The organism is Rhizobium binae (assembly GCF_017357225.1).
Taxonomy (GTDB): domain Bacteria; phylum Pseudomonadota; class Alphaproteobacteria; order Rhizobiales; family Rhizobiaceae; genus Rhizobium; species Rhizobium binae.
This window is the reverse complement of record NZ_CP071604.1, coordinates 2497451-2516262: the sequence shown is the minus strand read 5'-3', so window position 1 is coordinate 2516262 and position 18812 is coordinate 2497451. Positions and strand designations below refer to the sequence as shown.

Annotated in this window: 15 protein-coding genes and 1 riboswitch; of the genes, 8 read left to right on the top strand and 7 right to left on the bottom strand. The window is 62.0% G+C overall.

Annotated features, from left to right (window positions below; all coding sequences use genetic code 11):
- Window positions 1-9 precede the first annotated feature (9 nt).
- Together J2J99_RS12320 and J2J99_RS12315 are read left to right on the top strand one after the other, a co-directional pair.
- Window positions 10-1689: an NAD+ synthase gene (locus tag J2J99_RS12320; protein ID WP_168300638.1), complete on the top strand. Its 1680-nt coding sequence runs from the start codon at window positions 10-12 to the stop codon at window positions 1687-1689.
- A gap of 26 nt (window positions 1690-1715) precedes the next feature.
- A complete protein-coding gene (locus J2J99_RS12315; RefSeq protein ID WP_168300639.1) occupies window positions 1716-2543 on the top strand; it encodes a TolB family protein in 828 nt (275 codons plus the stop codon).
- On the opposite strand, the gene J2J99_RS12310 is transcribed toward J2J99_RS12315, so the two are convergent.
- From J2J99_RS12310 to J2J99_RS12300, 3 genes are all read right to left on the bottom strand, one after another.
- A complete protein-coding gene (locus J2J99_RS12310; RefSeq protein ID WP_168300640.1) occupies window positions 2540-3607 on the bottom strand; it encodes a 3-deoxy-7-phosphoheptulonate synthase in 1068 nt (355 codons plus the stop codon). The two genes, J2J99_RS12315 and J2J99_RS12310, sit on opposite strands and share 4 nt — an antisense overlap.
- A 339-nt stretch (window positions 3608-3946) precedes the next feature.
- A complete protein-coding gene (locus J2J99_RS12305) occupies window positions 3947-4528 on the bottom strand; it encodes a hypothetical protein (RefSeq protein ID WP_168300641.1) in 582 nt (193 codons plus the stop codon).
- Between the two features lie 60 nt (window positions 4529-4588).
- Entirely contained in the window at window positions 4589-6463 is a 1875-nt protein-coding gene (locus tag J2J99_RS12300; RefSeq protein ID WP_168300642.1) for a methyl-accepting chemotaxis protein, read from the bottom strand.
- 235 nt (window positions 6464-6698) lie between these two features.
- Window positions 6699-6885, top strand: a riboswitch (cobalamin riboswitch).
- 42 nt (window positions 6886-6927) lie between these two features.
- Between J2J99_RS12300 and bluB the strand changes: the two genes are divergently transcribed.
- Entirely contained in the window at window positions 6928-7617 is a 690-nt protein-coding gene (gene bluB, locus J2J99_RS12295) for a 5,6-dimethylbenzimidazole synthase (protein WP_168300643.1), read from the top strand.
- Window positions 7618-7620: 3 nt separating this feature from the next.
- On the opposite strand, the gene J2J99_RS12290 is transcribed toward bluB, so the two are convergent.
- Window positions 7621-8718 carry a DUF2865 domain-containing protein gene (locus J2J99_RS12290; protein ID WP_168300644.1) on the bottom strand — a complete coding sequence of 366 codons (1098 nt, stop codon included), beginning with the start codon at window positions 8716-8718 and terminating at the stop codon, window positions 7621-7623.
- A 152-nt stretch (window positions 8719-8870) separates the two neighbouring features.
- Here J2J99_RS12290 and J2J99_RS12285 point away from each other — a divergent pair, with 152 nt between their 5' ends.
- Window positions 8871-9389, top strand: coding sequence for a ribonuclease H family protein (locus J2J99_RS12285; RefSeq protein ID WP_168300645.1), 519 nt, complete (start codon window positions 8871-8873; stop codon window positions 9387-9389).
- Between the two features lie 45 nt (window positions 9390-9434).
- Here the strand turns inward: J2J99_RS12285 and J2J99_RS12280 are convergent, their stop codons facing one another.
- On the bottom strand, window positions 9435-11747 hold the full coding sequence (locus J2J99_RS12280; RefSeq protein ID WP_168300646.1) for an NADP-dependent malic enzyme: 2313 nt from the start codon (window positions 11745-11747) through the stop codon (window positions 9435-9437).
- 220 nt (window positions 11748-11967) lie between these two features.
- On the opposite strand from J2J99_RS12280, the gene J2J99_RS12275 reads away from it, so the two are divergent.
- Window positions 11968-13407: an FAD-binding oxidoreductase gene (locus J2J99_RS12275; RefSeq protein ID WP_168300647.1), complete on the top strand. Its 1440-nt coding sequence runs from the start codon at window positions 11968-11970 to the stop codon at window positions 13405-13407.
- Window positions 13408-13444: 37 nt separating this feature from the next.
- Here J2J99_RS12275 and J2J99_RS12270 read toward each other — a convergent pair whose 3' ends face one another.
- Window positions 13445-14194, bottom strand: coding sequence for a histidine phosphatase family protein (locus tag J2J99_RS12270; RefSeq protein WP_168300648.1), 750 nt, complete (start codon window positions 14192-14194; stop codon window positions 13445-13447).
- Window positions 14195-14372: 178 nt separating this feature from the next.
- On the opposite strand from J2J99_RS12270, the gene J2J99_RS12265 reads away from it, so the two are divergent.
- A complete protein-coding gene (locus J2J99_RS12265; protein ID WP_168300649.1) occupies window positions 14373-15212 on the top strand; it encodes a UDP-2,3-diacylglucosamine diphosphatase in 840 nt (279 codons plus the stop codon).
- A 176-nt stretch (window positions 15213-15388) separates the two neighbouring features.
- Complete coding sequence (locus J2J99_RS12260; protein WP_168300650.1) at window positions 15389-16609, top strand: MFS transporter; 1221 nt, start codon at window positions 15389-15391, stop codon at window positions 16607-16609.
- On the opposite strand, the gene dgcA is transcribed toward J2J99_RS12260, so the two are convergent.
- The gene (dgcA, locus tag J2J99_RS12255) at window positions 16561-17544 is read right to left on the bottom strand and encodes an N-acetyl-D-Glu racemase DgcA (RefSeq protein ID WP_168300651.1); all 984 of its coding nucleotides are present in this window, start codon (window positions 17542-17544) and stop codon (window positions 16561-16563) included. The genes J2J99_RS12260 and dgcA overlap by 49 nt on opposite strands.
- A 98-nt stretch (window positions 17545-17642) precedes the next feature.
- Here dgcA and J2J99_RS12250 point away from each other — a divergent pair, with 98 nt between their 5' ends.
- The gene (locus J2J99_RS12250; RefSeq protein WP_205919101.1) at window positions 17643-18812 is read left to right on the top strand and encodes an MlaE family lipid ABC transporter permease subunit; all 1170 of its coding nucleotides are present in this window, start codon (window positions 17643-17645) and stop codon (window positions 18810-18812) included.

Genomic DNA, 18812 nt, shown 5'->3' with positions numbered 1-18812 from the left:
ATAAATGACATGACACAGGAAAACGCTCTTTCTGAAATCTTCCGCATCGCCATCGGCCAGCTCAATCCAACGGTCGGCGATGTGGCCGGCAATCTTGCCAAGGCGCGCGAGGCCCGCGCCGATGCTGGCCGGGAGGGCGCGCATCTGCTCGTCCTGACCGAACTTTTCATCTCCGGCTATCCGCCGGAGGACCTGGTGCTGAAGCCGGCCTTCATCCGCGCCTGCTGGAAGGCGGTCGAAAGCCTGGCAGCCGATACTGCCGATGGCGGGCCGGGCGTCATCATCGGTTTTCCCCGGCAGGACGAGAAGGGGCGTTATAATTCCGTCGCCGTGCTCGACGGCGGCAAAGTCATCGCAGTGCGCGACAAGGTCGATCTGCCGAACTACGGTGAGTTCGATGAGAAGCGCGTCTTCCATCAGGGCGCCATGCCCGGTCCGGTCAATTTCCGCGGAATCAGGCTCGGTATTCCGATCTGCGAGGATATCTGGGGCGAGCTCGGCGTCTGCGAGACGCTGGCCGAAAGCGGCGCTGAAATCCTGCTGTCGCCAAATGGCTCTCCCTACTACCGCGGCAAGGTCGATATCCGTCATCAGGTGGTGCTGAAGCAGGTGGTCGAGACCGGTCTGCCGCTGATCTACGCCGCCCAGCTCGGCGGCCAGGACGAGCTCGTCTTCGACGGCGCGAGTTTCGCATTCAATGCCGACAGGTCGCTTGCATTCCAGATGAGCGAGTTCGAGACGGCGCTTGCGGTGACGACGTGGAAGCGTGGTGAAAGCGGCTGGCACTGCGCCGAAGGGCCGATGGCGCGTATCCCCGAGGGCGAGGAGGCAGATTACCGCGCCTGCCTGCTCGGCTTTCGCGATTACGTCAACAAGAACGGCTTCAAGACAGTGGTGCTCGGCCTTTCCGGCGGCATCGACTCGGCGATCTGCGCGGCCATCGCCGTCGATGCGCTCGGCGAGGAGCGGGTGCGCACCGTCATGCTGCCCTACCGCTACACCTCGGAGGATTCGCTGAAGGACGCGGCCGATTGCGCCAAGGCACTCGGATGCCGCTACGATATCGTGCCGATCGAGCAGCCGGTGACGGGCTTCAGCAGCGCTCTTTCTGATCTCTTCGAGGGTACGGATAGCGGCATCACCGAGGAGAACCTGCAGAGCCGCGCGCGCGGCGTCATCCTGATGGCGATCTCCAACAAGTTCGGCGCGATGGTGGTGACGACGGGCAACAAGTCGGAAATGTCCGTCGGCTACGCCACCCTCTATGGCGACATGAACGGCGGCTTCAACCCCATCAAGGACCTCTACAAGATGCAGGTCTATGCGTTGGCCCGCTGGCGCAACGAGAATGTGCCGCCGAGTGCGCTGGGGCCGTCAGGCGAGGTGATCCCGCCGAATATCATCGACAAGGCGCCATCGGCCGAACTGCGACCCGACCAGAAGGACCAGGATTCGCTCCCGCCCTATCCTGTTCTCGACGATATTCTCGAATGCCTGGTCGAGAAGGAGATGGCGGTTGAGGAGATCGTCGCGCGCGGCCATGACGTGGCGACCGTCCACCGTGTCGAGCACCTGCTCTATCTCGCCGAATACAAACGCCGGCAGTCGGCGCCGGGCGTGAAGATCACCAAGAAGAATTTTGGGCGTGATCGGCGTTATCCCATCACCAACCGGTTCCGTGATCGCTGAGCTAACCCAAGCTATTTGGAGGAAACATGCGCAGCTCGGTCGAGATCTACGATGTCAGGACGGGCAGGGCTCGCGAAGTCTGGCAGACCGACAGGCTGGTCGAGGCACCGAACTTCTCGGCTGACGGTTCCTACCTGCTCTTGAACGGCGACGGTCTGCTCTACCGGCTGCCGCTCGATGGTGGCGAAGTCACCCAAGTCGATACCGGCTTTGCCGTCAACTGCAACAATGATCACGGCATTTCGCCCGACGGCACCCAGATTGTCATCTCCGACAAGACCGAATTCGGCAAATCGACGATCTATGTGCTGCCGATCGAGGGCGGCACGCCGCGGCTCGTCACGCAGAACCAGCCATCCTATTGGCATGGCTGGTCGCCGGATGGGCGCCAGCTCGCCTATTGCGGCATCCGCGACGACCTTTTCGACATCTATACGATCTCCGTCGACGGCGGCGCCGAGACGCGGCTGACGCATGGCGAAGGCCGCAATGACGGGCCGGATTATTCCGCCGACGGGCAATGGATCTATTTCAATTCCAGCCGCACCGGTTTGATGCAGATCTGGCGCATTCACACGGACGGTACCGGGCTGGAGCAGGTAACCTCGGACAATCAGGGGAACTGGTTCGCCCATCCGTCGCCGAAGAACGACAAGGTGCTGATCCTGTCCTACGACGCCAACGTTTTTGACCACCCGCGCGATCTCGACGTGCGGCTGCGGCTGATGGATATGGATGGCGGCAACCTGAAGACGCTGTTCGAGCTATTTGGCGGGCAGGGCACGATCAACGTGCCCTGCTGGTCACCAGACGGTGACGAGTTTGCCTATGTCAAATATTTCCCCGCGGCCTAGGCTGCGGCCGCCGCGTTCCGCCGCTCGCGGGCGGAAACAGCGAGGTCCTCCAGCACAGCGACCGACATATCCCAGTCGATACAGCCATCGGTAATGGACTGGCCGTAGACCAGCGGTTTGCCGGGGACGAGATCCTGACGGCCAGCCACGAGGTTGCTTTCGACCATCATGCCCTTGATGTGGCGGTTTCCGGCGGCGATCTGTCCGGCGACGTCCTTGACCACATGCGGTTGATTCATCGGGTCCTTGTTGCTGTTGGCATGACTGGCGTCGATGAGGATGCGGGGATCCACGCCGAGCTTGACGGCTTCGCTGACCACCACCTGGACATCGGCGGCCTCATAATTCGGCCGCTTGCCGCCGCGCAGGATGATATGGCAGTCCTCGTTGCCCTTTGTTGACGCAATGGCAGCCTGGCCGTCCTTGGTGACGGCGGGGAAGTGATGCGGCTGCGAGGCGGCGAGGATAGCGTCGAGCGCGATGCGAACGCCGCCGTCCGTGCCGTTCTTGAAGCCGATCGGGCAAGAGAGGCCGGAGGCGAGCTGGCGATGGATCTGGCTTTCGGTCGTGCGTGCGCCGATCGCGCCCCAGCTCACGAGATCGGTGATGTATTGCGGCGTGATCGTTTCGAGGAATTCGACGCCGGCAGGCAAGCCCATCGCATTGATGTCGAGCAGCAGGCGCCTGGCAATCCGAAGTCCTTCCTCGATGCGGTAGCTGCCATCGAGATGCGGATCGTTTATCAGGCCCTTCCAGCCGACCGTGGTGCGCGGCTTTTCGAAATAGACGCGCATGACGATTTCGAGATCGCTCGAGAAGCGCTGCCGTTGTTCCGCCAGCCGCTCGGCATATTCGCGTGCCGCAGCAGGATCATGGATGGAGCACGGGCCGATGACGACGATCAGGCGGTCGTCTTCTCCCTCGAGAATCTTATGGATCGCACGACGGTTGCTGGTCACCGTCGCGCTGACTGCAACGGTTCGGGGGATTTCCGCGATGATATCTGCAGGTTTGGTCAGCGGCGTGATCTCGAGGATACGCAGATCATCAATGGTATCGGGCACGGTGTGGCTCCTGTTTGGTCATACCGTGCGGAAACAAAAAAGCCGCCAGGTAGACTAGCGGCTGTTCGGGTTGTCGTCGTGTCGAATTCAGTTACGCACGGACCCGCATCCGCTGGCAGCAGCGGTACCAATAAAATCGCGAGGCGTAAATTGAAGTCGTCGACATCAGGCGTATGTAGCGTCATGGCTCCCCGTTGTCACGCAGAATTTGCTGCCTGAAATCGGATGCTCCAAGGTTAGTAATCGCTTCGGCCGTAGCCTGAAGACGTGTGGCCCGAGAGCGCACGCCTCCGGGCCACCGTGTTCATAACAACTGCTAACTGAAGGCCGCTGCTGCGATCACAGGGCGTCGACGTTGACGCCGACCGTGATGGCGCCGATCGGCGTTCCCGCATCGTCCGAAATCGTCACGCTTGCCTGCGACTGCAATGTCTGGGTCGACTCGTCCTTTTCGATCTCGTCGACGAAAATGGCATCCTTGCCGGCGCCGAAGGACTTCTGGAATTTGGCCTCGTCGCCCTGCCAGTAGTCGGAGGTCACGTCGCTCTGACCGACATTCAGCCCCTTTGCGTCCATGACGAAGATCTCGGTAATCTTGCCGCCTGAGGCCTCCTTCTTTTCCTGCAGGAGTTTCGACAGCGCATTGCCTAGCACGCCGTCGATCATCGAGTGATCGGAGCCATCGACTTCGGCGCGCCATTTCTTGTCGAGAGCGTCGATGTCGGCTTCGCTAAGCTTGGCATTCGCAGCGTCCTGCGCCTTGATGGCCTCGATGATAGCGGGATCGTTGAGCCAGGGCTTGACGTCGCTCTTCACGTAATCGGCGATCGGAGCGAGCTTGGCATCCTCGGCCATGGCTACGCCCATGGGCGCGGCGAATGCAGCAGAGGCGAAAAGCAATGCGGTCACAACTCTCTTCATGACTGTTCCCTTCCTGTGATCAGTTGCTGAGAAATAAGCTTTTGTCGGAGGTAGATGACGTCAGAACTCCCAGGCGCCCGGAGAGGCGGCGACGGCGGCATTTCCCGCATGCCGGGGCGCGACGGCTCTGGGCTCGGAGCGAGAGTGACGAGTGCTGTGGGCAGCCGGCTTGACCTGGCTTGCCGAAGACGCAGCGACGACGAACCTTCCGGCCGAATCCTGGAGCTGGCGTCCTTGAGAGAGCAGTTCCTGGCAGGCCGCATTGGTTTCCTCAACCATCGCCGCATTCTGCTGCGTCGCGTGATCCATCTGGTTGATCGCGCCGTTGATTTCCTGCAATCCCGTTGCCTGTTCGCGATAGGACTGAACGATGGAAGCGATGCTGTCGCTGATGCGGTTGATCTGTTCCTCGATCTTCAGGAGAGCGTCCCCGGTCTCGTTCACCAGTCCAACGCCGGCGGCGACCTCTTGGCCCGAGACATTGATCAGGTGCTTGATTTCCTTCGCCGCATTCGCCGACCGCTGAGCGAGTTCACGAACCTCCTGGGCGACAACGGCGAACCCCTTGCCGGCTTCGCCGGCACGCGCGGCCTCGACGCCGGCATTCAGCGCCAGCAGATTCGTCTGGAAAGCAATTTCATCGATGACGCCGATAATGCGGCCGATCTGGCTGGAGGAGGTCTGGATCCTGTCCATCGCTCCGATCGCGTCACGCACCACCGTCGCCGATACCTGGGCGCTGCGCTTCGTCTCCTCGACCAATTCTCCGGTTTCTTCAGCGCGCTGCGACGATGACTTGACAGTCGTGGTCACTTCATCGAGTGCGGCGGCGGTCTGCTCGAGTGCTGCCGCCTGTTGCTCGGTTCGCTTGGCGAGCTCATCTGCGGAGGAGGCCAGCTCGCTCGACCCGCCTTCAACTGCGAGAGAGGCGATCTTGATCTCTGTCAGCGCGGCCGCGACGGCCTGGACCATATTGTTGAAATCCTGCCGCAACTTATCGAACTCAGGACCGAGATCGGCAAGCTGGATCGAGAAATCGCCGGCGGCGAGTTTTTCCAGCGAGTTGGCAAGGCTGATCATCACCTGTCGCTGCCGGCTGTTGGCTTCTTCCGTCAGCAACGCGTTATGGGCCCGTTCGGCGTCGAAAGCGGCGCTCTGCTCGGCAGCAGCCTGCTCTCTTTCGACTTTTGCGATCGCCTCGTGACGGAAGACCTCGAGTGCCCGCGCGAGAAAGCCGATTTCATCGCCATTCTCTTTATAGGTGACGGGGGAGGTCAGATCGCCTTTCTGCAGCGCGCCGATGCGCTCGCTGAGGATTCTGAGAGGGCGGCCAACGAGGCTACGCATGGCGAGAAGAAAGGCGATGACGGCAAGCGCGGTGATAACCGACTGCGTGAGCAGCGATACGAGGACTTTCTGCCTGACTTCGGAAGCAATCTTTTCGACCGACCAGTTGGTGACGATGTAACCGGTTGCCTTGCCTGACTTGTCCACCGGCAGCGGGGCGATAATCGTGACCAATCCGGCTGATATCCCGCCATCATCGACCGTTGTCTTGTCGGGTTTCGCACTGAGGCGCTTCGCCAGATCGGCCGGCGTGGTCAAACTGGCCATGCCGTCGCGTGACCAGCTATCGACGGCGGTGGGCTCGGCGTTGAATGCGGCAAACTGCACGAGATCGAGCGAGGGGTCGTCACGGTAAAGCGAATAGGCCTCGCGAACCGCATTCGCCTTACCCCATTTGACGCCGCCTGCGGCCAGAGAGGCAAACTGCTCCACATCCTTCGACCAGTTTGCCTTGGCGCCGTCGATCAGCGCCCGGGTTTCATACACCCAGGTATAGGTGGCGAGGGCCGAAATGCCGCAAAGATTGACGGCAACGATAATCGCCGCCAGCTTGGCTGTCAGAGGCATCGTTTTCAAAAATTGGAACATCCGCGGGGCCTGGAATTGCGGCTCGGTCGGACATGACCGGCGTATCGACACGGGCATCCACGCTGACGGTCACATTATGAGCGATCATGCCCATGTCGGAGTTGCAACCCAAAACGCGCAAACGAATTGTGTATTTGACATGTGAATAAATGATAAAGTGGAATGGGATGCAGGCCAGGCGAAAGTTGTTTCGCTCTCGCACTCTCGCCGGTTCTTGCCCCGGTGCTCATTTACTGAAATAGATGCCCGGTCAGGTGCCCGCCGGTCAGGCGGGAGAATCGGGAATCCGGTGCAGGACCGGAACGTGCCCAACGCTGTAAGGCCGACGCCTGCCGCTTCATCATGCCACTGGCTATTGCCGGGAAGGCTGCGGCAGACGGATGACGCCAAGTCAGAAGACCGGCCTGGCAAGATAGACCCAACCCGCGCGGACGGCGGGCGGTTGCGTTGTTGGGGATTTGACGATGCGACCCTTTGATGAGGATGCCATGTCGGTGGCATCAGGTTTTTCTCTCGCCGAACGCGAGGCCGTTTATCACGCGATCATGACGCGGCGCGACGTGCGCAGCCAGTTCCTGCCCGATCTGTTGCCGGATGACGTCGTGGCGCGGCTTCTGACGGCCGCCCATCACGCGCCCTCTGTTGGCTTCATGCAGCCGTGGAATTTCATCCTGGTGAAAAAACCGGAGGTGCGGGCGCGTGTCCGGGATGCCTTTGCCAAGGCGAATGAGGAAGCGGCGCTGATGTTTGACGGCGAGCGGCGGCAGGCGTACCGCTCCCTGAAGCTTGAAGGCATCGCCGAGGCGCCACTTGGGATCTGCGTGACCTGCGATCCTACACGCAGCGGCAGCGTCGTGCTGGGCCGCACGCACAATCCGCGGATGGATTCCTATTCGACGGTCTGCGCCATCCAGAACCTCTGGCTTGCGGCGCGCGCCGAAGGGATCGGCATCGGCTGGGTCAGTATCTTTCGCGAAGGCGAGCTGAAAACCATTCTCGGTATCCCCGATCATATCGAGGTGGTCGCCTGGCTCTGCGCCGGCTTCGTCGATCGGCTGTATGACGAGCCGGAGCTTTCCGTCAAAGGCTGGCGGCAGCGGCTGCCACTCGAGGAACTCGTCTTCCATGATGGCTGGGGACGGAGCGAGCAGTAGCGGTCACTGCTGCTGCGGCTGAGGGCCTGGCGTTGCCGGGTTGGCAAGATCGATCGAGCCCTGGTCGCCGGCGAAGAATTGCGGGCCGACCTGGCGGACCTTGTTCTGCGTGGGATCATAGGGACGATCTGGAACGGATGGCTGCGGCGCGGGTGTTGTCGCTGCATTCTTTGTCGCCGGATTGGTGCGGATCGTCGTGATCGAGCCATGCTGCGGCGGTTCGCTCACGGCCTGCTTGTCGCGCATCTCCTCGTAATAGGCGGTGAGATTGCAGGCGCAGGCGTTTTTCTCACCAGGCGCGCGGTTCTTGTAGACGAAGGCGTTCTGCATGGCGCTGTAAGGCGTGCCGGTTGCTACCGAAATCATATTCGAGGCGTCCGTGCTCCTGATGTCACGATAGAAAAGCTCGGTCTCGATGCCGGGGCACATCTTGGCGCAGGTCTCAGCGTCGCGGCCGAAATCGACCGAGGTGGCGTTCGAACTGATCGGGAAGAAGCCGCCATCGCAGCTGCGCACGCAGATGGTGCTGACCGGCGACATCATCTCGGCCCGCGGCAGGCCGTAACGCGGATCGACCTCTTGACCGCCGCCGAGCGGAATGAAGGTATCGCCGCGCATCGCCTGCTCTTCGATGCTGGGGGCAGGGTCGTCGGCGCTACGCTCGGAAGGGTCGTAGAAATTCTCGCTGTTGCAGCCGTTCTGTTCGATCGCGGCCATCAGCTCGCGGCGTCCGCCGTCATCACCGGCGCCTTGACTGCGCAGTTCGGCGCGACGATCCTGGAGATACTGGATATTATCGATCATCCGGGCTTCAGCCTGCGAGAGCTCAGCGCAATATTCGGCGTTATCGCCCCCGATCACCACCATGCTACCCGAAGTGCAGCCATAGCTGCGCAGGTCGTTGCGGACCTTGCGCAGCTCAAGATTCTGCTCGGCGATCGCGCCGGCAAAGTGGCGTGCCTCCGGACCATTGCCGTTGCCGATCGATCGCGGCAAGTCGGCCAGACGGCCGCGCAGGTCATCACAGATGGCGCTTGTCTGCGCAGCGACGGGCGTCGCGAAGGCAAGGAGAAGCACAAAAGACAGGTTTCGGCGTTTCACGGCGTCGTCCCGGAATGAGCAAACGGTCGATGGGTCGCATGCGACTTCAACCGGCCGCGCGTTTCCCTTAACGTATTTCTCTTAACAAGCTCAGTGAAATTTCTAGCGTGTTTTCGTCATCTTATCCAGCAATTGCCCGAGACTCGGTTAAAATGGCAGGCCTTTCCGGCAGGATCCAACCTCCCGCAACACCAACCGACGCACCGGAAGCCGGAGGCGGCCTTCACCTGTTCGTGGACGGTTGTCATGAACCCGGTTCCGGGCAAGGGGGCTGGGCCTTCGTCGTTTTCCGAGATGCCGTGGAAATCGCCTGCGGCTTCGGTGGCGTCGAGGATACCGCGAATAATTCCATGGAATTATTCGCGTTGCTCGAGGCAGCAACATGGATCAACAGGGAAGCAGCAGACGAAGGCGCAATCATCTGGTCCGATTCCGTCTATGCCGTCAAAGGCTGCAACAGCTGGCGGCCAATCTGGAAAAATAACGGCTGGAGGAAAAGCAGCCCCAATGGAAACGGCCGGAAACGAACGATCGCCAACGCGGACCTCTGGAAGGCGGTCGACCTACAGCTATCCCGAAACGCCCTGGTGACCATCGCCTGGTGCAAGGGCCATTCGGGGATTGCCGGCAACGAACGGGCCGATGCGCTCGCCGAAACAGGCGGCGGCTGATATCGCTTCGCCGGGTTCGGCGCTTCTCGTTTGGCGGCAGCCGGCCTAAGCCGGCTGCGATGCCTCGACGACCGCCAAGGCCGCCATGTTGACGACGCCCCGGGAGGTGACCGACGGCGCAAGGATGTGGGCCGGCATGGCGGCGCCGAGCAGGATCGGGCCCACATGCAGACCATCCGTCATCGATTTGACCACGCCGAGGGTGATGTTCGCAGCATCGAGGTTCGGGAATACCAGCAGGTTCGCCTCATCATGCAGCGTCGTATGCGGCATGACGCGCTTGCGCAGCGCTTCGGTGATGGCGCTTTCGCCGTGCATTTCGCCATCGACCTCGAGATCGGGGGCGGTCTCGCGCACGAGCTGCAGGGCGTTGCGCATCTTCGTGGCGCTCTCGGATTCGCGCGAGCCGAAGTTGGAATGCGAGACGAGAGCGGCGCGCGGCGTGATGCCGAAACGGCGGATCTCCTCGGCGGCCATCACCGTCGCCTCGGCTATCTCCTCGGCGCTCGGATTGAAGGTGACGTAGGTGTCGGTGAAGAAGGTGGCGCCGCGCTGTGAGATCATCAGGCTGAGTGCGGAGAAATCACGCACGTTCGGACGCTTGCCGATGATTTGGCGGACGTCGCGGAGGTGCTTTTCGTAGCGGCCTTCGAGGCCGCAGATTAGCGCATCGGCTTCGCCGCGCCTCAGTGCCAGCGCGCCGATGACAGTCGTGTTGGTGCGCACGATGGTGCGTGCGGCTTCCGGGATGACGCCGCGGCGCCCGACGAGCGAGAAATAGAGATCGACATATTCGCGGAAGCGCGGATCGTCTTCCGGATTGATGACCTCGAAATCCTGCAGCGGGCGGATGCGCAGGCCATAACGCTTGAGACGCGTTTCGATGACCTGCGGACGGCCGATCAAGATCGGCTCGGCAAGGCCCTCTTCGAGCAGCACCTGGGCTGCGCGCAGGACACGCTCATCTTCACCTTCGGAGAAGATGACGCGCTTGCGCTCGGCGGCCTTTGCCGCGGTGAAGATCGGTTTCATGACGAAGCCGGAGCGGAAGACGAAGCGGTTCAGCTGATCGAGATACGCATCGAAATCCTGGATCGGGCGGCGCGCCACGCCGCTCTGTTCGGCGGCTTTGGCGACCGCCGGCGCAATGCGCAGGATCAGGCGCGGGTCGAAGGGCGAGGGGATGAGGTAATCGGGGCCGAAGACGGGGGTTTCGCCGGAATAGGCGCGGGCGGCGACATCGGACGGCTCTTCGCGGGCGAGCGCTGCGATGGCGCGCACGGCAGCCATCTTCATTTCCTCGTTGATCGTCTCGGCGCCGCAATCGAGCGCGCCGCGGAAGATATAAGGGAAGCAGAGGACGTTGTTGACCTGGTTGGCGAAATCCGAGCGGCCGGTGCAGATCATGGCATCGGGGCGGGCGGCGCGGGCGAGATCCGGCATGATCTCCGGCGTCGGATTGGCGAGCGCCATGATCAGCGGTTTGTCGGCCATCTGCGCCAGCAGCTCCGGCTTCAGGACGCCGGCGGCCGAGAGACCGAGGAAGACATCGGCGCCGCCGATATTTTCGGCGAGCGTGCGGGTGTCGCTCTTCTGGGCATAGACGGACTTCCATTCGTCCATCAGTTCGGTGCGGCCCTCATAGACCAGCCCTTCGATATCGTGAACCCAGATGTTTTCGCGTTTTGCCCCGAGGGTCACCAGCAGGTTGAGGCAGGCAAGGGCGGCCGCACCCGCACCGGAGGCGACGATCTTGACGTTCTCGATGACCTTGCCGGCGAGTTCCAGTCCGTTCAGGATAGCGGCGGCGACGATGATCGCCGTGCCGTGCTGATCGTCGTGGAAGACCGGAATCTTCATTTTCTCGCGCAGGCGCCGCTCGACCTCGAAGCATTCCGGCGCCTTGATGTCCTCGAGGTTGATGCCGCCGAAGGTCGGCTCCAGGGAGCTGACGGTCGAGACCATCTGCTCGACGCTTGCTGCGTCGATTTCGATGTCGAAGACGTCGATGCCGGCGAATTTCTTGAAGAGCACGGCCTTGCCTTCCATGACCGGCTTGGAGGCCAGCGGGCCGATGTTGCCGAGGCCGAGCACGGCGGTACCGTTGGAAATGACGGCGACGAGATTGGCGCGCGAGGTATATTCGGCCGCCATTTCAGGATTGTCGCGGATGGCAAGGCAGGGGGCGGCGACGCCCGGCGAATAAGCGAGCGCCAGGTCGCGCTGGTTGCCGAGTGGCTTGGTCGCCTGTATCTCCAGCTTGCCGGGGCGGGGATAGCGATGGAAGAAGAGCGCCTGCTCGTCGAGATCGCCGCTCGTCAGGTTCTTGTCCGTCTTGGATTTATCCTGCTGATCCATTGCCGCCTCCGTGCACGTCTTTTTTTGGAGTTTCCTCCATACATCAATCGGATACGGGCGACAGTATGGAAATGGGGAATGGGAGAAGTTTTCGTGACGGTGGCTATCGGTGGCAGAGGCTGCGGCCAGCTAATCCTTTTGGGGAAACTTGTTTGACGGCTGCAGCAAGCGCAAGATGCCGCGCGCGACGGTGCGGGGCGCCGGTCGCAGGGAGGAAGTCATGGACAATTTGAACCTCACGACCCTGCAAAAGGGGCAGACGATGGTCAATGACGTGGCCATGGATGCTTTTGCTGCCGGATTTCGCGGCAATCTCCTGACCAGCAAGGATACGGATTACAACGAGGCTCGGGCGATCTGGAATGCGATGATCGACCGCCGGCCCGGACTGGTCGCGCGTTGCGCCGGGGCCGCCGACGTGGTGCGCGCGGTACGGTTTGCCCGCGACAACAGTTTGCTCTTGTCGGTGCGCGGCGGCGGGCACGGCATCGCAGGCAACGCCGTGTGCGAAGGAGGTATCGTCATCGATCTGTCGGCGATGAAATCAGTGCGGGTCGATCCAGAGATACGCCGCGCCCGAATCGAGCCGGGCGCAACGCTTGGTGACATCGACAAGGAAACGCTGGCCTTCGGGCTGGTGCTGCCGACCGGCATCAATTCCACGACCGGCATCGCAGGACTGACGCTCGGCGGCGGTTTCGGCTGGCTCACTCGAAAGTTCGGGCTGACGCTCGACAATCTGGTTTCCGTGGATGTGGTGACGGCCGACGGCGAACTGGTCAAAGCGAGCGAGACGGAAAGGCCGGATCTCTTCTGGGCACTGCGCGGCGGCGGCGGCAATTTCGGCGTCGTGACCTCCTTCGAATTTCAGCTCAACCCGCTCCATCATGAGGTATTGGCCGGGCTGGTGGTGCATCCCTTCGCCGATGCGGAAAGAGTGCTCCGGGAATATCGGCAGGCGCTGGAATCAGCACCCGACGAGCTAACCTGCTGGGCGGTGATGCGTCAGGCACCGCCGCTGCCGTTCCTGCCGGCCGAATGGCACGGCAAGGAGATCCTCGTGCTCGCAATGTGCTATTGCGGCGATATCGCCGCGGGCGAAAAGGCTGCGGCCGGGCTGCGCGGGATCGGAAAGCCGATTGCCGACGTCGTCGGCCCGGTACCTTTCACCGGCTGGCAGCAGGCATTCGACCCGCTTCTGACACCGGGTGCGCGCAATTACTGGAAGAGCCAGGATTTCGCCGCGCTTTCGGATGCGGCGATCGATGTTCTCCTCGATGCCGTCCGCAAGTTGCCGGGGCCGGAATGCGAGATATTCATCGGCCATGTCGGCGGGGCAGCCGGCCGAATTCCGACCGAGGCCACCGCCTTTCCACAGCGGAGCTCGCATTTTGTCATGAATGTGCATGCGCGCTGGCGGGAAGCGGAGATGGATGCAAGCTGCATCGGCTGGGCGCGCGAACTCTTCGAGGCAACCAAGCCGCATGCGGTGGGCACCGCCTATATCAACTTCATGCCGGAGGATGAGACGGATCGTGTCGAGATGGCGTATGGCGCCAATTATGCGCGTCTGGCTGAAATCAAGCTGCGCTATGATCCGAACAATCTGTTCCGGATGAACCAGAACGTGAAGCCGACAGGGGCCGTGCGAGCTGCCTGATCGATACGGCGTCGGCGGCTGTCACAACTGCGCAAATCTATCCGCCGGGCTTCGGCGTGATCGTTACGACTGCGCCGTAGGCGTCGCGCAACTGATCTTCCTGCCCCGGCTGCCGGTCGGCGGCCTGGTGCAGCAGGATGGACTTGTAACCTTGCGCGCGTGTGCCTTCGATCAGCGTGATGTCGGCATTTCCGGGATTGTCGGAGCGCTCGAACCACTCGACCGGGCGATGCAGGAAGTTCATTTCGACCGCCCGGTTGGTGACGCCGTGGCCGACGATGACGACGTTGTGATCGTCGTTTTCGGCATCTCGCATGACCGTCTGGAGGAACAGGCGCACCCGCTGGGCCACATCTGCCCGGCTCTCGCCATCCGGCGGCCGCGCGTAGAATTTGCCGCTATTGCTGCGCAGCCTCGCCCATTTCTCGAATTCCTCGGGAAACTTCTGTTTCCGTTCGGCGTGGTCGTAGATTTCGGTGAAGAGACCGAAATCCTGCTCACGCAGCAGATAATCCTCCCTGATATCGCCGACGACGCCTGTCGGCAGGGCTTCGAGCAGGGCGTCCTTGCTCTGCCGCGTCCTCAGGAATGGCGAGTACCAGACCTGCAGCTTGCCGAGATCAGGACTTGGCGGCGCCTGCAAATAGGCGGCGATCACGCCGCCGGCCTCCAGCGCCTGCCGGTAGCCCCATTGCGTCAGCGGCACGTTGTGATCGCCGAAACGGCGGTAGGCCCGTTCATCGATGTTGCCGAGGGATTCGCCGTGGCGAACGAGAAAGAGACGCATCAGCCATCCCGCAGTGTCGGATCTGGAATCGCCGTCATCATGGACGCGCTCAATAGGCAGGGCAAGATGGTCGCTGCGCCGTGCGGCGAGGCGCCCCGCCAGCACAGCTTTGCAGGGCTTATCCTCAGTTTGTCATCTTCCTGAAACACGAGTCTGGTTTTGGAAGGCTATATGAAAGATGGGGCATGAGCCGTTGCTCGTGATAGACATGATGGAACCCAGACATTTCCGCACGCTCTTCATTTCCGATGTCCATCTCGGCTCGAAGGCCGCGAAGGCCGACTTCCTGCTGGATTTCCTGCGCTACCACGAGGCGGATACGATCGTTCTCGTCGGCGACATTGTCGACGGCTGGCGGCTGAAGCGCAACTGGTATTGGCCGCAGGTGTGCAACGACGTCGTCCAGAAGCTTTTGCGCACGGCGCGCAAGGGCACGCGCGTCGTCTATATTCCCGGCAATCACGACGAGTTCCTGCGCGATTTCCCGGGCATGCATTTCGGCGGCATCGAGGTCGTCGAGCGGATGATGCATGACGGCGCCGACGGCAAGAAATATCTGATCCTGCATGGCGACGAATTCGACGTCGTCGTTCGCAATGCCCGCCTGCTCGCCTACCTCGGCGACTGGGCGTACGACACGGCGATCCGCATCAACATCCTGCTGGCGGCCGTGCGCCGCCGCCTCGGCATGCCCTACTGGTCTTTCTCGGCCTGGGCCAAGTTGCAGGTCAAGCATGCCGTCAATTTCATCGGCGAATTCGAGCGCGTCGTCGCCGAAGAGGCGCGCAAGAGCGGTGCCGACGGGGTGATCTGCGGTCATATTCACCATGCGGTTATCCAGGACATGGACGGCATCCGCTACATCAATACCGGCGATTGGGTGGAAAGCTGCACGGCGGTCGCCGAGCACGAGGACGGCACGTTCGAGTTGATCACGTGGCGGAGGCTGGCAAGCACCGTGACGGCGCTCGCCGCTGTCGAGCGCGAAGAGGCAGAACTGGCGCCTCAGGCTGCCTGATTTTGTCCGTTTGATCCAGCGTTGGCGCGTCTGCGTCCGCCCAACAGTAATTTAGCCGTTACCGTCAGGCGACAGGCCCTATTTATTTCTTAAATCGTTTCAGGAGGCTATTTCTCGCAATAGTCGCCTTTCGGGTGGCGTGTTAGGACAACATTCAGTTTCCTTCAGGTCCTCCCATGATTCCCGTTCAACATTCCCCGACAGGTGAGGGAGCGCCGCCGCGCTTCCGGCTGCTCAGCGCCCTTTCCTATTGCGCGCCGCTGCTGGTCAACGGCATCGTTCTGCCGTTCTTCCCCGTCTGGCTCGCGACTCACAGCTTCAGCGACCATGAGATCGGCATCATCCTTGCCATACCGATGGGGGTCCGCGTGCTGGTGGCGCCCATCGTCGCCATGATCGCCGACCGCTTGAAGGAGCGCGCCGATGTGCTTTTCTGGTCGGGTAGCCTGTCACTGCTGACGGCGATCACGCTCTACTGGACAACGAGTTTCTGGCCGGTGACGATCGTCTATGCGCTGCAGGGCGCCACCTTCGCGCCCTATCTGCCGGTCGTCGAATCGATCGTCATCTCAGGCGTGCGCCGCTGGGGGCTCGATTACGGGTCGATGCGCGTCTGGGGCTCGATCGCCTTCATCGTGTCGACGCTGGTCGGCGGTCGGCTAATCAGCCGGTGGGGCGGCGAGATGGTGCTGCCGGTGATGGTGTTCGGCTTCACCATGACCGTCGTCATGGCGATCTTCTGTCCGCGCATCGGGCCGACGCGGCGGCGCGGCCAGCCGATCAACATTCCCGCCGCCACCGGCAGCGGCCTGCGTGAGCCGCATCTGCTGCTACTCCTGATCGGCGTCGCCATCCAGCAGTCGAGCCATGCCGTCCTCAACGCTTTCTCGTCGATCTACTGGCATCAGCTCGGCTTCTCCGGCGCTGAGGTCGGCCTGCTCTGGAGCGCCGGTGTCGCTTCGGAGGTGACGGTATTCTTCCTGTCGAAGCGTCTCAACCGGCGCTTCAATGCCTGGACGCTGATCCGCTTCGGCTGCGCCGTCAGCGTCTGCCGCTGGATACTGTTTCCCATGAACACGGGCTTTGCCGGTTTCTTCCTGCTGCAATGTTTCCACGGTTTTACCTACGCCTTCGTGCATACCGGCGTGCAGCGGCGGATCGTGGCGACGGTGCAGGAGACGCAGGAATCCTCGGCCCAAGGCGCCTACTTCTTTTATGTCGGCATGGCGATGGCGCTGATGACCATTGCTGCAGGTTACCTCTACGCCGGACTTGGCGTCGTCAGCTTTTACGTCATGGCGCTGGTCGCGTTCTGTGGCCTCGGCATCGTCATCTCAGCCTATTACCTTCAGCCCCAGAGGCTGCTTTCGGGCGGAAATACCAGGGAAGCGGCGTAACGCAGGCCCGGCTCGCGGTCGCGGGCGAGCAGCAGCGGGCCGTCGAGATCGACGTAATCGGCATTCTGGGCAAGCAACACCGCCGGCGCCATGGCAAGCGAGGTGCCGACCATACAGCCGATCATGATGGCGAAGCGGAGCCGCTCGGCTTCTGCCTTCATCGCCAGGGCTTCGGTGAGGCCGCCTGTCTTGTCGAGCTTGATGTTGATCGCGTCATAGCGATCGGCAAGGCTTGCGAGATCGCCGGTATGGTGGACGCTCTCGTCGGCGCAGACGAGCAGCGGCCGGCGGATCTCGGCAAGCAAGGCGTCGCGGCCGGCCGGCAGCGGCTGCTCGACGAGCATCACACCCGCCTCCGCGGCAATGTTGAGGTGACGCTCCAGCACCGCTTCGGGCCAGCCTTCATTGGCATCGAGGATGATTGCGGCCTCGGGCGCGGCCGCGCGGACGGCGCGGATGCGGCTTTCATCGTCGCCGGTGCCGACCTTGACCTTGAGCAGGGCGCGGCCGGCATGTTCGCGGGCCTGGGCCGCCATCACCTCCGGTTCGGCGAGCGAGATGGTATAGGCTGTCGTCAGCGGCTTCGGATCGGCAATGCCGAGCCGAAACGCGACGCTTTGGCCCATCTGTTTGGCTTCCAGATCCCAGAGAGCGCAGTCGACGGCATTGCGGGCAGCGCCGGGCGGCATCGCCGACAGCAGGTCATGCCGCGAGATGCCCGCCTCGATCAGGGGACGCACGGCTTCGATCTGGGCAAGAACGCTCTCCATCGTTTCGCCGTAGCGGCGATAGGGCACACATTCGCCATGCCCCTCTGCCCGTTCGTCCGTCAGCGTGCAGGTGATGACTTCGGCCTGCGTCTTTGCGCCGCGCGCGATGGTAAAAGTCCCGGCAATCGGAAAGGAATTCATCTGGATATCAAGGATGCGCGGCATTATTGCTGTCCTGCGAGCATGGAAATTGCACGTTGCTTCTGTATATTGACGCGCCGGGCGACGAACCGCTTCGCGAGTCGGCACTGTCGCTGCAAGCCTTGAAAGACACAAGTATCTTGAACGCCGAGAATCGCAACGCTGCCTCGCTTGTCGTCGACGACCAGTCCGATGGTTCGGGACAGCATGTGCGTCTTAGCGGCAATTGGCGCAGCGCCTATGTGCATCTTGTGCTGCGCGATTTCGAAAAGCTCCTGCACCACAAGCCGGGTAACCTAACGGTCGATCTGTCTGAGATCGCCGATATCGACACGGCGGGCATCTGGTTGCTGTGCCGGTTGAAGAAGGAAGAGGCGGCGGCCGGGCGGACGGTGCGGTTCGAAGGTTCCAATCCGCATATCGATGAAATGCTGGCGATGTTTTCCGAGGAACCGGCCAAACCGGAGCCGGAGCCGAAGGAGAGGGTTTCCCTTGCCGCTCGCATCCTCGCGCCGATCGGCAAGATGACCTACGACGTCTGGGACAATCTCGCCGCCTCCATGTATATTCTCGGCTCGGCGGTACGCGGCGCGCAGATGAAGTTCGGCCGCGGCAGCGGTGTTTCGCCGGCTTCGATCGTGAACCAGATCGACCATATGGGCGTTCGCGCCGTTCCGATCATCCTGCTGATGTCGTTTCTGATCGGAGCGATCATCGCTCAGCAGGGCGCCTTCCAGTTGCGCTACTTCGGCGCGGAAGTCTTCGTCGTCGACCTCGTCGGCATCCTGCAATTGCGCGAAATCGGCGTGCTGCTGACCTCGATCATGATCGCCGGTCGTTCCGGCAGCGCGATCACCGCCGAAATCGGCTCCATGAAGATGCGCGAGGAGATCGACGCGCTGAAGGTGATGGGCCTTAATCCGATCGGCGTGCTGATCTTTCCGAGGCTCGTGGCGTTGACCATCGCACTGCCGCTTCTGACGGTGTTGGCGAACTTCGCCTCGCTGGCCGGGGCTGCCGTCGTTGCCTGGGGCTATTCCGGAATCACTTTCGCCAACTTCCTGGCGCGCCTGCACGAGGCGGTGACGCTGTCGACCGTGCTGTCAGGCATGATCAAGGCGCCCTTCATGGCGCTCGTCATAGGCATCGTCGCCGCCGTCGAAGGGCTGAAGGTCGGCGGCAGCGCGGAATCACTCGGCCAGCACGTGACGGCCTCTGTCGTGAAGGCGATTTTCGTCGTCATCCTCATGGACGGGCTTTTTGCGATGTTCTATGCAGCGATCAACTTCTAG